At 73.9% G+C, this 13,083-nt stretch carries 13 protein-coding genes; 8 read left to right on the top strand and 5 right to left on the bottom strand.

Going from position 1 to position 13,083, the window contains the following annotated elements; genetic code table 11:
• The first annotated feature begins 75 nt into the window (after positions 1-75).
• From ACGF3A_RS16115 to ACGF3A_RS16100, 4 genes are all read left to right on the top strand, one after another.
• A complete protein-coding gene (locus ACGF3A_RS16115; RefSeq protein WP_393730705.1) occupies positions 76-1,185 on the top strand; it encodes a WD40/YVTN/BNR-like repeat-containing protein in 1,110 nt (369 codons plus the stop codon).
• 37 nt (positions 1,186-1,222) lie between these two features.
• A complete protein-coding gene (locus ACGF3A_RS16110; protein ID WP_393730070.1) occupies positions 1,223-1,900 on the top strand; it encodes a uracil-DNA glycosylase in 678 nt (225 codons plus the stop codon).
• Complete coding sequence (locus ACGF3A_RS16105) at positions 1,897-2,931, top strand: N-acetylglucosamine kinase (RefSeq protein WP_393730068.1); 1,035 nt, start codon at positions 1,897-1,899, stop codon at positions 2,929-2,931. Before ACGF3A_RS16110 ends, ACGF3A_RS16105 begins: the two co-directional genes overlap by 4 nt.
• 109 nt (positions 2,932-3,040) lie before the next feature.
• A complete protein-coding gene (locus ACGF3A_RS16100; RefSeq protein WP_393730066.1) occupies positions 3,041-3,979 on the top strand; it encodes a sirohydrochlorin chelatase in 939 nt (312 codons plus the stop codon).
• 140 nt (positions 3,980-4,119) lie between these two features.
• Here the strand turns inward: ACGF3A_RS16100 and ACGF3A_RS16095 are convergent, their stop codons facing one another.
• The 5 genes from ACGF3A_RS16095 to ACGF3A_RS16075 all read right to left on the bottom strand — a co-directional run bounded on the left by ACGF3A_RS16095 (position 4,120) and on the right by ACGF3A_RS16075 (position 10,245).
• Positions 4,120-5,175 carry a lactonase family protein gene (locus ACGF3A_RS16095; protein ID WP_393730063.1) on the bottom strand — a complete coding sequence of 352 codons (1,056 nt, stop codon included), beginning with the start codon at positions 5,173-5,175 and terminating at the stop codon, positions 4,120-4,122.
• A gap of 76 nt (positions 5,176-5,251) precedes the next feature.
• Positions 5,252-6,295: a hypothetical protein gene (locus ACGF3A_RS16090; RefSeq protein ID WP_393730061.1), complete on the bottom strand. Its 1,044-nt coding sequence runs from the start codon at positions 6,293-6,295 to the stop codon at positions 5,252-5,254.
• Positions 6,280-7,593, bottom strand: a complete 1,314-nt coding sequence (locus ACGF3A_RS16085; protein WP_393730059.1) for an MFS transporter — start codon at positions 7,591-7,593, stop codon at positions 6,280-6,282. Before ACGF3A_RS16085 ends, ACGF3A_RS16090 begins: the two co-directional genes overlap by 16 nt.
• Positions 7,594-7,611: 18 nt before the next feature.
• A complete protein-coding gene (locus ACGF3A_RS16080; RefSeq protein WP_393730057.1) occupies positions 7,612-8,556 on the bottom strand; it encodes a metallophosphoesterase family protein in 945 nt (314 codons plus the stop codon).
• 129 nt (positions 8,557-8,685) lie between these two features.
• Positions 8,686-10,245 (bottom strand): FUSC family protein, encoded by a 1,560-nt coding sequence (locus tag ACGF3A_RS16075; protein ID WP_393730703.1) that lies wholly within the window; start codon positions 10,243-10,245, stop codon positions 8,686-8,688.
• A 163-nt stretch (positions 10,246-10,408) separates the two neighbouring features.
• On the opposite strand from ACGF3A_RS16075, the gene ACGF3A_RS16070 reads away from it, so the two are divergent.
• From ACGF3A_RS16070 to ACGF3A_RS16055, 4 genes are all read left to right on the top strand, one after another.
• Positions 10,409-11,086, top strand: coding sequence for an HAD family hydrolase (locus ACGF3A_RS16070; protein WP_393730055.1), 678 nt, complete (start codon positions 10,409-10,411; stop codon positions 11,084-11,086).
• 77 nt (positions 11,087-11,163) lie between these two features.
• Positions 11,164-11,760 (top strand): transcriptional regulator, encoded by a 597-nt coding sequence (locus tag ACGF3A_RS16065; RefSeq protein ID WP_393730701.1) that lies wholly within the window; start codon positions 11,164-11,166, stop codon positions 11,758-11,760.
• Positions 11,750-12,742 (top strand): threo-3-hydroxy-L-aspartate ammonia-lyase, encoded by a 993-nt coding sequence (locus ACGF3A_RS16060; protein ID WP_393730053.1) that lies wholly within the window; start codon positions 11,750-11,752, stop codon positions 12,740-12,742. The genes ACGF3A_RS16065 and ACGF3A_RS16060 overlap by 11 nt, the downstream gene beginning before the upstream one ends.
• Before the next feature lie 220 nt (positions 12,743-12,962).
• Positions 12,963-13,082, top strand: a complete 120-nt coding sequence (locus ACGF3A_RS16055) for a keywimysin-related RiPP (protein WP_393730051.1) — start codon at positions 12,963-12,965, stop codon at positions 13,080-13,082.
• Position 13,083 lies beyond the last annotated feature (1 nt).

The following is a 13,083-nucleotide window of genomic DNA, read 5'->3' as shown; positions in this document are numbered from 1 at the left end:
TGAGGGCGGCTGTCAGTGGCGGGGTGCAGACTGAGCGGTACCTCGGACAACGACGTCATGGAGGCGGTGATCCGCATGGCGGACGTACTGCTCGCAGTAGGCACGAGAAAAGGTCTGTTCCTCGCGCGGCGGCCGGTCGGGCGGCGGCACGAGGCGGGCTGGGAGTTCACAGGCCCGCACTTCAACGCCCAGGCGGTCTATGCGATCGGGATCGACAGAAGGGGCAGGGACACTCCTCGGATCCTGGCCGGGGGCGACAGCGCCCACTGGGGCCCCTCGGTCTTCCACTCCGACGACCTGGGAGAGACCTGGACGGAGCCCACGCGCCCGCCGGTCAGGTATCCGGAGGACACGGGCACGTCGCTGGAGCGCGTCTGGCAGCTCCAGCCGGGCGGCGACTCCGAGCCCGGTGTGGTCTACGCGGGCACGGAGCCCGGCGGCCTCTTCCGCTCGGAGGACGGCGGCGAGTCCTTCGAGCTGGTCCGCTCCCTGTGGGAGCACCCCACCCGCGCGGAGTGGATGCCGGGCGGCGGCGGGCTCGGGCTGCACACGATCCTGGTGGACCCGCGCGACGCCCGGGTGGTGACGGTCGCGGTCTCGACCGGCGGCGCGTACCGCACGGCGGACGGCGGCAAGAGCTGGGACCCGTGCAACCGGGGCGTCTCGGCCGTGTTCCTCCCGGAGAGCCAGCGCTATCCGGAGTACGGCCAGTGCGTGCACAAGGTCGCGCGGGACGCGGAGGACCCCGACCGGTTCTATCTCCAGAACCACTGGGGCGTCTTCCGCAGCGACGACAACGCGGCCAGCTGGACCTCGATCGGGGACAGCCTGCCCTCGGACTTCGGCTTCCCCGTCGCGGCCCACCCCCGGCGCGGCGGCGTCGCGTATCTCTTCCCGCTCAACGCGGACGCGGACCGGGTGCCCGCGGGGCGCCACTGCCGGGTGCACCGCACGGAGGACGCGGGCAGGACGTGGCAGCCGCTGGAGACCGGGCTGCCGCGCGAGGCGCACTACGGCCCGGTGCTGCGCGACGCCCTCTGGACGGACGACGCGGACCCCGCGGGCATCTATTTCGGGAACCGGAACGGTGAGCTGTTCGCCAGCGCCGACGACGGCGAGACGTGGCAGCAGTTGGCCTCCCACCTCCCCGATGTCCTGTGCGTGCGGGCGGCGGTGATCGACTGACCGCGCGACGCCTGTTGAGCCAGTAGAGTGACGGCTCGTGGCTGCACGACCGTTGAACGAAATCGTCGAACCGGGCTGGGCCAAGGCACTGGAGCCGGTCGCTGAACGCGTCGCCGTGATGGGCGACTTCCTCCGCACGGAGATCGCGGAGGGCAGAACGTATCTCCCCTCGGGGGCGAATGTGCTGCGCGCGTTCCAGCAGCCCTTCGATGAGGTGCGCGTCCTCATCGTGGGGCAGGACCCCTATCCGACGCCCGGCCATGCCGTGGGGCTGTCCTTCTCCGTGGCGCCCGAGGTGCGCCCGCTGCCGGGCAGTCTGGAGAACATCTACCGGGAGATGCACAACGACCTGGGCCTCCCCCGTCCCTCCAACGGGGATCTGACGCCCTGGACGCGCCAGGGCGTGCTGCTGCTCAACAGGGCGCTCACCACGGCCCCGCGCAAGCCCGCCGCGCACCGGGGCAAGGGCTGGGAGGAGGTCACCGAGCAGGCGATCCGCGCCCTCGCGGCGCGCGGCAAGCCGCTGGTCTCGATCCTGTGGGGGCGGGACGCGCGCAATCTGCGCCCGCTGCTGGGCGAGCTGCCCTCGGTGGAGTCCTCGCACCCGTCCCCCATGTCGGCGGACCGGGGCTTCTTCGGCTCGCGCCCCTTCAGCCGTACGAACGAGCTGCTGGCGCGGCAGGGCGCCGAGCCCGTGGACTGGCGCCTTCCGTGAGAGCCGGGAGCGCCGCACCCTGGGTGCTCGGGGTCGATTCCGGGGGCTCCGGGATCCGGGTGGCGCTCGCGCGCGTACGGAGCGGCGGGGCGGGCTCCGCGGGCCGGTCCGTCGAGCGGTTCGGCCAGGTCTCGTCCGCCGAGCCGGTGCGTACGGGCCCGGCCGGGATCGAGGCGGCGCACATGGCGGCGCTGCTGGAGCCCGCCGTCCACGAGCTGCTGGACCGGGCCGGGGCCGACGACAAGCCCGAGGCCGTCTGTGTGGGCGCGACCGGAATGGCGTCCCTCGGCGACGACCTGCGGGCGGGGCTGCCGGGTTTCCTGCGCGAGGCGTTCGGCGTACGGAGGCTGGCGCTGGCCGCCGACGGGGTCACGGCGTACGCGGGAGCGCTGGGCGAGCGGCCGGGGGCCGTCGTGGCGGCGGGCACCGGGATGATCACGATGGGCACCGACCTGCGCGCCTGGCGCCGCGCCGACGGCTGGGGGCATCTGCTGGGCGACTGCGGCGGCGGCGCCTGGATCGGCCGCGCGGGGCTGGAGGCCGCGATGCGCGCGTACGACGGCCGTGAGGGCGGCTCGGCGGTGCTGCGGAAGCGCGCGGAGGAGATGTTCGGCGGCGCGCTCAACGGGCTGCCGGGGCAGCTCTATCCGCGGACGGACCGCCCCGCCGTGCTGGCGTCCTTCGCGCCCGAGGTGGCGCGCTGCGCGGACGACGACCCGGTGGCGGAGGGCATCCTGCGCGAGGCCGCGCGCGAGATCGCCCGGAGCGCCGCCGCCGTCTGCCCCGCGCCCGGCGCGCGCCGGGCGGAGGCCTCCCCCGGACTCGCGCTGACCGGTGGGCTGTTCCGGCTGGGCGGGCCGCTGACGGTGCCCGTACGGGAGGAGCTGGCGGCGCGGCTGCCGGACGTCCCCGTCGTGGAGACGGCGGGCGACCCGCTGGACGGCTCCGTGCTGATCGCGGCACGCCTGGCCTCGGACGATCTCGCACTGCCGGTCGAACCGAGGCTTCTGCACGTCGTGAACGGCGTTTAACAGAATCGGCCAAAAACGGTCACACTTCGGCCGGTGCGAATCAGGACATATGCGCCTGGTCTCCCCCGGCCGAACAGCCAAGCCCATCAAGGCATTAGCATGCGGGCGCATGAGCTCCCCCACAGGGCCGGACAATGGTCTGCCCGTACGAATGCCGCGTCCACGCCAGCCCGGACGGCACCGCCGACCGGAGCCCGTCGTTGCCCCCGAGAACGCGCCCGCGCTGGTGCTGGCGGTTCCCGGCACGCCGTCCAGCGCCCACCGCAGCCTGGCCGAGGAGACTCTGAGCATCGCCCGCTCGGAGCTGCCCGGCCTGGACGCGCGCGTCGGCTTCGCGGACGGCGACGACGAGGAGTTCCCGTCGCTGGGGTCGGCGCTCACCAGGGCGGTCGCCGAGCGCGCCGCACGGCGGCGCGGTCCCGTCGCGCCGGAGGGGGAGGCCCCCGCCGAGACGGGCGAGGACGACTCCCTGCCCGCCGTCGTGGTGCCGCTCCTCGCCGGGCCGAACCCCGCGCTGATGCGCCGCATACGGCAGGAGGTGCTCAACAGCGCCACCGGCGCCGAGCTGACCGATGTGCTCGGTCCGCACCCGCTGCTGGCCGAGGGCGTGCACGTGAAGCTGTCCGAGGCGGGCCTCGCGCGCGCCGACCGGGCGCGCCTGTTCACCGTCGCGACCGCCGCCGACGGCATCGTCCTCGCCACCGTGGGCGGCGAGGACGCGGTGCAGGCGGCCGGGATCACCGGCATGCTGCTCGCCGCGCGGCTGGCCGTGCCGGTGCTCGCCGCCGGGCTCGACGAGGAGGGCGCGGTCGCGCGTACCGCCGAGCAGCTCCAGGGCTCGGGCTCGCAGCAGCTCGCGGTGGCGCCGTGCCTGATCGGCCCCGAGATCCCGGAGGGCCTGCTGGAGGAGGCGGCCAAGGAGGCGGGCTGCTCGACGGCCGAGCCGCTGGGCGCCTACCCGGCGGTGGGCAAGCTGGTGGCCTCGACGTACGCGGCCAAGATCGGCCTCGCTCAGCAGCAGGCGCCCCAGGGCATGCCCGCGCGCTGATCCCGTAGCGCCGGGCTTCACCACGCAGGTGTCACCGCCCCCTCGTACTCCCCCTTTCGGGTTCTTCCGGAGTGCGAGGGGGCGCCCGCGTGTCAGGCCGCCGGGCCGTGTCAGCCGAAGGAGCGTCGGCCGACAGTGCGTCAGCCGAAGACGACGTTGCTCACCGCCGGGGCGTCGAGGGCGCCCGCGGCGCGCGGTACGCCCGTCGCGGGGTCGACGGTGAACCAGGTGACGTCGCCCGAGCGCTCGTTCGCGGCGTAGATCCAGCGGCCCGAGGGGTGGACGGCCAGGTCGCGGGGCCAGTGGCCGCCGCAGGGCACGGTGGTGACGAACTCCGGCAGCCCCTCGCCGTCCTCCAGCGCGAGCACGGCGACGCTGTCGTCGCCCCTGTTGGCCGCCCAGGCGAAGCGGCCGTCGGGAGAGAGGGCCAGCCCTGAGGGGAAGTTGCCCTCGCCGGGCGCGTCCAGCGGCAGCGTACGGGTCTCGCCGCGCGGTTCGAGAACACCCGCCTCCGCGTCCCAGCGGCAGGTGGTGACCGTCGAGTCCAGCTCATTGACGACGTACGCGCGGTGCGGGGCGCCAGGGCGGAACGCCAGGTGGCGCGGGCCGCTCCCGGGGCGCAGCGCGGTCTCCCCGCACGGGCGCGGACCGGCGGCGGCGTCCCGCAGGTCGTACGTCCACACCGAGTCGGTGCCCAGGTCGACCGAGAGCAGCCACCGCCCGGACGGGTCGGGGACGACGGCGTGGGCGTGCGGGCTCTCCTGCCGTTCGGCGTTGGGGCCCGAGCCCTTGTGGGTGTGGGTGTACGCGCCCGCGTCGAGGGCGCCGTCGGCGCGGACGCGGAGGGCGCTGACCGTGCCGGAGACGTAGTCGGCGGTGAAGAGCCGCCCGGCGGCGAGGGCGAGATGGGTGGGGCCGTCGCCGTCCACGGGCACGGGGGCGCCGAGCGGTTCGGGCGCTTCCGTGCCGCGCGTCGCGAGCGCCGCGGCGGCACCGGGCACGGTCTCGCTGACCGCGTAGAGGTACGCGCCGCCGGGCGCGAGCGTCAGGTACGAGGGGTCGGGCACCGCGTCCGTGTGCCGTGGCGCGGAGAGCGCGCCCGTCTCCGGGTCGACGCGCACGGCGGTGATGCCGTGGCCTCCCGCCGAGGTGAAGGAGCCGAGAAACGCCCGCTGCTCGCCGTCCGTGCCGCCCACCGCGCCGTCCTTTCGCCGTGCCGTCAGGGGGTCCGACCGTAACAGGAGGTCTGGACCTCTCCCCATAGGTCACGGCTCAGCGGAGCAACGCCGGTGAGGAGCCGTCCCGTACGCGCAGACGGGGCTCTCCCGTGCCGTCGGCCCGTACGCTCCAGATGTCCGAGCGGCCGGAACCGCCTCCGCCCTCGCGCAGCGCGTACGCCACCTCCGACTTCCCCAGCCAGAGCGCCTGGTCGTCCACGCCGCGCCGCTCGGCGAGCGGGCGCTCGCGCATCGTGCGCAGATCGAGCACGTGCAGCCGCCAGGGCGCGCTGCCGCCGCCGGAGACCTTCTTCTTGAACGCCAGGTGGCGGCCGTCCGGCGAGAGCGAGGGGCACTCGGCGTTCTCGCGCAGGGCCCGCGCGGTCCACTTCTTCATGTCCCCCTCGATCAGGTACGTCTTGCCCTTGGTCGAGACGGTGGCGTAGAAGCGGTTGTCGTCGGCGGCGAAGGTGACGCCCCAGAAGTTGACGTCCGGGGAGTGGTAGCGGCGGCCGTCGACGGTGAGGGGGATGTTCTCGATGTTCTTGACGAGGTAGCCCGTCCGGGTGTCGAGGATGCCGGTGCGCGTCGAGAACGACGACTCGTTGTAGGAGTCGCCGGAGGCGAAGTTCGTCCAGGAGAGCATCCGTCCGGAGGCCGAGACGCGGGCGCGGTTGGGGATGCCGTCGAGCGGAACGCGTCGCTTCTCCTTCAGTTTCCGGTCGAGCACGATCGCGTACGAGCGCAGCGGCAGGCCCGGCTGGCGCTGGACGCAGAGGCCGGTGCCCGCCGCCGCGTGGAAGCGGTCGCAGGCCGGTCCGCCGGTGGTGCGCGGGGCGCCGCCGCCCTCGGGCACCCAGGCGACACGCCCCTTGCCGGAGCCGTCGCGCGTGCTGCGGAAGAGCAGCCTCGGCTCCTTCGCGCGGAGCCCGAAAGCGGAGGAGACGGTGGTCGCCTCGGCGCGCCCGTCGGCGGCGCGGACGGTGTAGACGACGGCGACGGAGGCGAGCACGAGGGCCGCGGCGCCGAGCGCGGCGATCCGGGCCCGCAGGCTGAGCCCGGCGCCGTCGCGCCAAGGGAGCGTCATTCGGCCGGACATGGGGTCTCCTCGGCGGGGACGGAACGGTCTCGGTCGCGCAGCAGGAACACGCCCGCGGCCAGGCCCGCAGCCAGCGCGGCGGAGGCCAGCGCGAGGGCGGGGCGCGAGCCCCACAGCGTCCAGGCGGCGCCGAAGGCCACGGCGGCGAGCAGCCGTCCGAGCGCCTGGCCGGTCTGCAGCAGGGCCATGCCCCCGGCCTGTTGGCGGGCGGGCAGCACGGGCGCCGCGAGCGCCATGAGGACGCCGTCCGTCGCCGCGTAGAACACGCCGTGCAGCAGCAGCGCCGCGCACAGCAGCGGCCAGCCGCCGACCGGTCCGAGCAGCAGCAGATAGACGGCGAGCAGCGCGCCGTGCCCCCAGAGGAACGGCAGCCTGCGGCCCGTACGGTCGGCGAGCCTGCCGAACGGCACGGCCAGCAGCAGGAAGACGGCCGCCGTCCCGAGCGGCAGCAGCGGGAACCAGCTCGTGGCGAACTCCAGCCGCCGCTGGAGCAGCAGATAGACGAAGGCGTCGCCGATGCTGACGGCGCCGAGCAGCGAGGCCGCGCACAGGACGCGCTGGAAGCGGCGGTCGCCGAGCAGCCCGAGGACGGCACGGAGGGACGGCGGCGCCGGACCCGCGGCGGCGGGGCGCAGCGCGGGGTGGTCGCGTCCGGGCACGAGCGCGAGCAGCATCAGTACGCCGAGCAGTCCGACGCAGAAGCTGACGACGAAGACGGCGTCGTACGCGTCGGCCGTCGCCCACAGCAGGGCGAACGCGGCGAGGGGGCCGAGCAGCGCCCCCGTGGTGTCCATCGCGCGGTGCACGCCGAAGGCCCTGCCGAGGGAGTCCGGCGGGCTGCTGAGCGAGATGAGCGCGTCGCGGGGCGCCGTGCGGACGCCCTTGCCGATCCGGTCGGCGGCGAGGGCCGCGCCGATGCCGCCCGTGGAGGTCCCGGCCAGGAGCAGCCCGATCCGGGAGAGCGCGGAGAGCGCGTAGCCGGATCCGGCGACGAGCTTGTGGCACCGGCGGCGGTCGGCGGCGTGGCCCCCGACGAGGCGGACGAGGGCGGTGACGCCGTTGTAGAGGCCGTCGAGGAAGCCGAACTGGAGGGGGTTGAGGCCCAGTCCGACGACGAAGTAGAGCGGCAGCACCGCCGTGACCATCTCGGAGGAGATGTCCGTGACGAGGCTGACCGCGCCGAGAGCGAGGACGGGCCCGGCGACGCGGCCGCGCACGGCACTGGACGTGTCAGTGCCGCGCGAGGCCGCCCCTTCGGCCGTCGGTGCGCCCGTCTCCCGGCTGGAGGCGAGGTACATCCGGGGGCTCCTGGTGCGTCAGTGGCACTGGTACTCGGGGCTGCTGTCCTCGGTCTTGCCGTCCGCGTCCAGGAAGTCCCAGGAGAAGGAGCTGTCCCCGAAGTCGAACTTGAGCACGCCGAAGGAGCCGCTGATCCGCTTCTCGCTGTTGGGCTGCTCGTCCTGGATGTCGTACGGGTTGGCGCCGCCGATGCCGCCGATGACCTCGACGATGCCCTTCTCCTTGTCGGCCTCGGCGCCGGGCGTCTGGGGCGCGAAGCGCTCGTAGTGGTGGTCGTGCCCGTTGAGGACGAGCTCGGCGCCGTTCTTGTAGAGGAGGTCCCAGACGGGCTTGCTCACCGGTTCGTTGCCGTGCTCGCCGGAGGAGAAGAGCGGGTGGTGGTAGACGGCGGCGACGCACTTCTTGTCGTTCGCGGCCAGGTCGTCCTTGAGCCAGTCCAGCTGCTCGTCGCTGATGTCGTTGGAGTCGAGGGCGACGAAGTGCCAGTTGCCCTGGTCGAAGCTGTAGTAGGGCTTGCCCTTGGGGTAGGCGATGTCCCCGAAGTAGTTCTTGTAGCCCGTGAGGGGGCCGTCGGGGTCGTAGGTCTCGTGGTTGCCCGCGGTGGGGCGGGTCTTCTCCTTGAAGCGGCCCCAGGTCTTCGCGTAGTACTTCTCGAAGTCCTCGGTGCGCGCGTCGTCGTACTGGTTGTCCCCCATCGTCAGGACGAACGCGGGGTCGAGCTTCTCGGTGAGCGCGGCGGTGCGCACGTGCTCGCAGCCGCTGTCGCTCTCGGTGCACTGTTCCGCGATGTCACCGGCCGCGACGGCCGTGAACGCGGCGGCGTCCTTGCCCTTGGCGTTCTGACCGGCGTCGGCGCTGTCGGCGGGCGACCAGATGAGCAGCCCCGCGACGAGCGCGGCGGCGCCGGCTCCGGCGGCGGGCAGGGCGTAGCGGCGTTTTCTCCAGGTGGGGGTGGAAGACACGTCCGTCTCCTTCAGGAGGGTTGGCCGGGCGTCGGCCTGTCGCGGGGAATCCTGGCGACTCGCCATGACCGCGTCAATAGACCGGGACGTGAATGGTTAGGAAAGTTTCCTTCCAAGTTCAACGAAGCCTCAGGCGGCGGCGCGCAGCGGCGCCCGCGGCTCGCTGTGCAGCGGGAGCGCCAGCTCCACCAGCGCCGCCTCCAGGCCGTGCAGGTGGGACAGCGCGCGCTCGGCCGCCGGATGCGGCTCGGCCCCGGCCGGGGCGGGGACGCCCGTACGGTCCACTGCCCCGGTCACGGGTGCCGTACGCGCCGGGGCAACCGCGCGGCCGTCGGCACGGCCCCGTACGAGGCCGTGCACCGCGGCCTCGACCCGCTCGCAGGCGGCGGTGAGCCGGGCGTCGTGCGAGGCGTCGGGGTCGGCGGCGACCTCGGCCAGGCCGCGTGCCTGGCGCGCGCAGTCGTCGAGCAGCGCGAGCGCCTGCCGGGCGCGCGCCTTGCGGGCGCGCAGCGGGCTCAGCGGGTGCACCAGCGGCGCCACCGCCATCCGTACGCGCCCGAGCAGCAGCTCCAGCTCGGCGATGTGCGGCGAGGGATCGGCGGCCTCGTCGCCGCCCAGCCGCAGCGCCGACTCGCGCGCGGCGGCGTGCACGGAGCCCACGGCGCGCCGGATCCAGGCGTCGGTGGCGGCGTGCGTGGTGATGGGCAGGACGAGCGCGACGGCGGCGGCCGAGGCCAGCGCGCCGACGGCGGTCTCCTCCAGCCGCAGCGCGAGCAGCCCCGGGTGCAGCACGCCGAGCAGCCCGTAGAGCATGCCGACCATGAGCGTGACCCAGAACATCATCCAGGAGTACGACAGGGGCGCGGTGTAGAAGACCCCGAAGACGCTGACGGCGACGACGAGCGCGGTCGGCAGCACGGCCCCGTCGGCCGGTACGGCGATCAGGAACCCGGCGCCCAGCCCGGTGAGGGTGCCGAGGACGCGGCGGAAGCCGCGCACCAGGGTCTCGCCGCGCGAGGCCGTGGCCACGAAGATCCACCAGGCGGCGCCCACCGCCCAGTACCAGCGGTCGAGGGAGAGCGCCTGCCCCGCGGCGAGCGCGAGCGCGCAGGCGGTGAGCGCCTGGAACGCCTGCCGGGTGCTGGGCCTGGCGAGGCCGCGCCCGCCGAGCGGCGCGGGCTGCGCGGGCGGGGGCGTGCGGCGCTCCAGCGGCCAGAGCACGAAGCGCGTCAGCGCGGCGACGGCCAGCGCGAGCATCCCGGCGGCGAGGGTGAGCGGCAGCTCGCGCGGCCCCGTGTGCAGGAACTGCGCGGCGAAGAACATCATGAAGGCGAAGATGCCGAGCGCGTTGCCCCGCGGGCCCCAGCGGCGCGCGTACACGCCGCAGAAGACGACGGCGAGGAAGGCCGCGTCGCGCGCGGGCGGGGCGCCGTGCAGCAGCGCGGCGAGGGCGAGGACGGGGAAGCCCACGAAGGGGTACAGCGCGGTGGTGACCGCCTGGCCGCGCCGCGTGGGATCGGCGACGTTGAAGAGCGCGAGCAGCGCCACGAGCCCGCCGGTGACCATGGCCTCCAGCGGAAATCCGCAGGCACCGGCGGCCGCGACGGCCAGCCCGATGCCGAGCACCGCGCGCGCCGAGACCCGGGCCCTGGCGCGCCCCGGATCCGGTGCGACGAACGCCCTCTTCAGCAAACCGTCCAGCAAACCTTCCCGCCCCTCTGGTGTCGTGGCATGAAAGAAGCGCCGCGGGGTCTCCGCAGCGCCTTCGCCCTCCCAGGCTACCTGCTTGCCCGGACGTCCGACGATCGGACCCGTGCACCCCCTGCCCCACTCCGTTGACATCCTGGGGCGCATGAGCACCTCCGTGATCTTCGACCTGGACGGCACCCTCGTGGACAGCGAGCCGAACTACTACGAGGCCGGGCGGCGGCTGCTCGCCGCGCACGGCGTGCCCGGCTTCACCTGGGAGGAGCACGGCCGGTTCATCGGGATCGGCACCCGCGAGACGCTGGAGACGCTCCGCGCCGAGCACGGCATCGAGGCGCCCGTCGAGCAGCTGCTCGCGGAGAAGAACCGGCTCTATCTCGGCCTGGCGGGCGCGCACACCGAGGTCTTCCCCGAGATGCGCGAGTACGTCGGGCTGCTGCACGCCCGGGGGATCCCGATGGCGGTCGCCTCCGGCTCGTCCCGCGCCGCCATCGCGGCCGTCCTCGCGGCGACGGGCCTGGACGCGCTGCTGGGGACGTACGTCTCGGCGGAGGAGGTCCCGCACGGCAAGCCGGAGCCGGACGTCTTCCTGGAGGCGGCGCGCAGGCTCGGCGCCGCGCCGGAGAGCTGCGTCGTGCTGGAGGACGCGCCGCCCGGCGCCGAGGCGGCGCGCCGGGCCGGGATGCGCTGCGTCGCCGTCCCGTATCTGCCGCACACGGCGGACGACCCGGCGTTCGCCTCGGCGGGGCTGCTGTTCAGGGGCGGGCAGGACGAGTTCGACGCGCGGCGCGGCTACGAGTGGACGGTCACGCGGCACACGTGAGCCTTGGACAGTCCGTAACCTTGGACAGTCCGTCCAGAACTTTATAAAGTGTCTGCATGTCGAACCAGCAGCATCTGATGGACCAGCTCCAGCAGGTGGCCCAGGGGCTCGCGGCGACCTTCGCGCCGTTCTGCGAGGTCGTGGTGCACGACCTGCGGGACCCGGAGCACGCCATCGTCGCCATCGAGAACAATCTGTCGGGCCGCGCCGTCGGCGACCCCGCCACCGAACTGGGACTGGCGCGTCTCGCGGACGACGCCTATCCGCAGGTGCTGGCGAACTATCCGAACCGGTTCGCGGACGGCCGCCGCGCCAAGAGCACCTCGGTCGGCATCAAGGACGAGGACGGGCGCTACGCGGCGGCCCTCTGCCTCAACGTCGACATGACCGTCTTCGACGGCATCGGGAACGTCCTGGAGCGCTTCGGCCGCTACGACGGCGCGGCGGCGCCCGGCGAGTCGCTGGACCCGGCGAACACCGAGGGCATCCGCGCGCGCATCGACGCGTTCGCGGCCCAGCAGGCGACGACGCCGCGCGCGCTCCGCACCGAGCAGCGCCGCGCGCTGGTACGGCAGTTGAAGACGCAGGGTTTCATGGAGGTCCGCAGGTCGGCCGAGACCATCGCGGACCACCTCGGAGTGTCGAGAGCGACGGTGTACGCAGATGCGAAGTGACCGGAACGCGGCCCAGGCCGCCCCTCCCACCTACGACGACGTCGTACGGGCCCACGAGCGGATCGCCCCGCACGCGCGCCGTACGCCTGTGCTGACCTCACGGATGACCGACGAGGAGCTGGGCGCCTCGTTCTTCTTCAAGGCCGAGAACACGCAGCGGATGGGCGCGTTCAAGTTCCGCGGCGCCTTCCACGCGCTCTCGCGCTTCGACGAGGAGCAGCGCCGCGCGGGCGTCGTCGCCTACTCCTCCGGCAATCACGCGCAGGCCGTCGCGCTCTCGGCCCGCATCCTCGGCATCCCGGCGACGATCGTGATGCCGCTGGACGCCCCCGCCACCAAGGTCGCGGCGACGAAGGGGTACGGCGCGGAGGTCGTCACGTACGACCGTTACGCGCAGGACCGCGAGGAGATCGGGCGCGCGCTGGCGGCCGAGCGGGGGCTCACGCTGATCCCGCCGTACGACCATCCGCAGGTGATGGCCGGTCAGGGCACGGTCGCGAAGGAGCTGTTCGAGGACGTCGGCCCGCTCGACGCGCTGTACGTGCCGCTGGGCGGCGGGGGCCTGCTGTCGGGCTCGCTGCTGTCCCGGGACGCGCTGTCGCCGGAGTGCGCCGTGTACGGGGTCGAGCCCGAGGCGGGCGACGACGTGCGGCGGTCGCTGCGCGAGGGGCGGATCGTGCACATCGACACGCCGCGCACGATCGCCGACGGCGCCCAGACGCAGCACGTGGGCGAGCACACCTTCCCCGTCATCCGCGAGCGCGTGACGGACGTCCTCACCGCGAGCGACGAGGAACTCGTCGCGTGCATGCGGCTGTTCGCCTCCCGCATGAAGACCGTGGTCGAGCCGACGGGCTGCCTCGGCTTCGCCGCCGCCCGCGCCCACGCGACGGCGGGCAGGCTGCGCGGTGCCCGCGTGGGCGTCGTCCTCAGCGGCGGCAACATCGACCTCGACCGCTTCACGGAGCTGCTCACCGGCTGAGATGCGGCGTTCCGGGCGGCGGGCGTAGCCTGGAATTGCTCCAGTGAGCCGTGAGGTTGTGCTCCTGCGAAGCTCCACCACCCCACGGTGATGCCGACCCGTATCGGACGGGCCCATCTCTGGATTGCCGGATCTCCCGCGGGTTTCGCGGCGGAAAACGCCCGCACGCACGGACCCCTTCCACCGCCCACCGCGGTGAGGAGAGAGGAGGTGTATCGCGATGCGCACGTACGAGCGTCCGACGCTGAGGGCGGTCGGGACCTTCCGCAAGGTCACCGGCAAGATCCTCAAGTCGACGGCTTCCCCCGACTTCCTCGGTCAGCACAGCTTGCTCCGCTGAC

The sequence above is a fragment of the Streptomyces sp. NPDC048172 genome (assembly GCF_043202595.1).
Classification (GTDB): domain Bacteria; phylum Actinomycetota; class Actinomycetes; order Streptomycetales; family Streptomycetaceae; genus Streptomyces.
The sequence above is the reverse complement of the archived record's forward strand: the minus strand, read 5'-3'. Positions and strand labels throughout refer to the sequence as shown.

Bases quoted from the DNA above. Each gene is read 5' to 3' on its own strand.
- ACGF3A_RS16060 (WP_393730053.1), top strand. From the start codon at position 11,750: ATGCGAAGTGACCGGAACGCGGCCCAGGCCGCCCCTCCCACCTACGAC.
- ACGF3A_RS16085 (WP_393730059.1), bottom strand. From the start codon at position 7,593: ATGTACCTCGCCTCCAGCCGGGAGACGGGCGCACCGACGGCCGAAGGG.
- ACGF3A_RS16100 (WP_393730066.1), top strand. From the start codon at position 3,041: ATGAGCTCCCCCACAGGGCCGGACAATGGTCTGCCCGTACGAATGCCG.
- ACGF3A_RS16055 (WP_393730051.1), top strand. From the start codon at position 12,963: ATGCGCACGTACGAGCGTCCGACGCTGAGGGCGGTCGGGACCTTCCGC.
- ACGF3A_RS16115 (WP_393730705.1), top strand. From the start codon at position 76: ATGGCGGACGTACTGCTCGCAGTAGGCACGAGAAAAGGTCTGTTCCTC.
- ACGF3A_RS16090 (WP_393730061.1), bottom strand. From the start codon at position 6,295: ATGTCCGGCCGAATGACGCTCCCTTGGCGCGACGGCGCCGGGCTCAGC.
- ACGF3A_RS16070 (WP_393730055.1), top strand. From the start codon at position 10,409: ATGAGCACCTCCGTGATCTTCGACCTGGACGGCACCCTCGTGGACAGC.
- ACGF3A_RS16065 (WP_393730701.1), top strand. From the start codon at position 11,164: ATGGACCAGCTCCAGCAGGTGGCCCAGGGGCTCGCGGCGACCTTCGCG.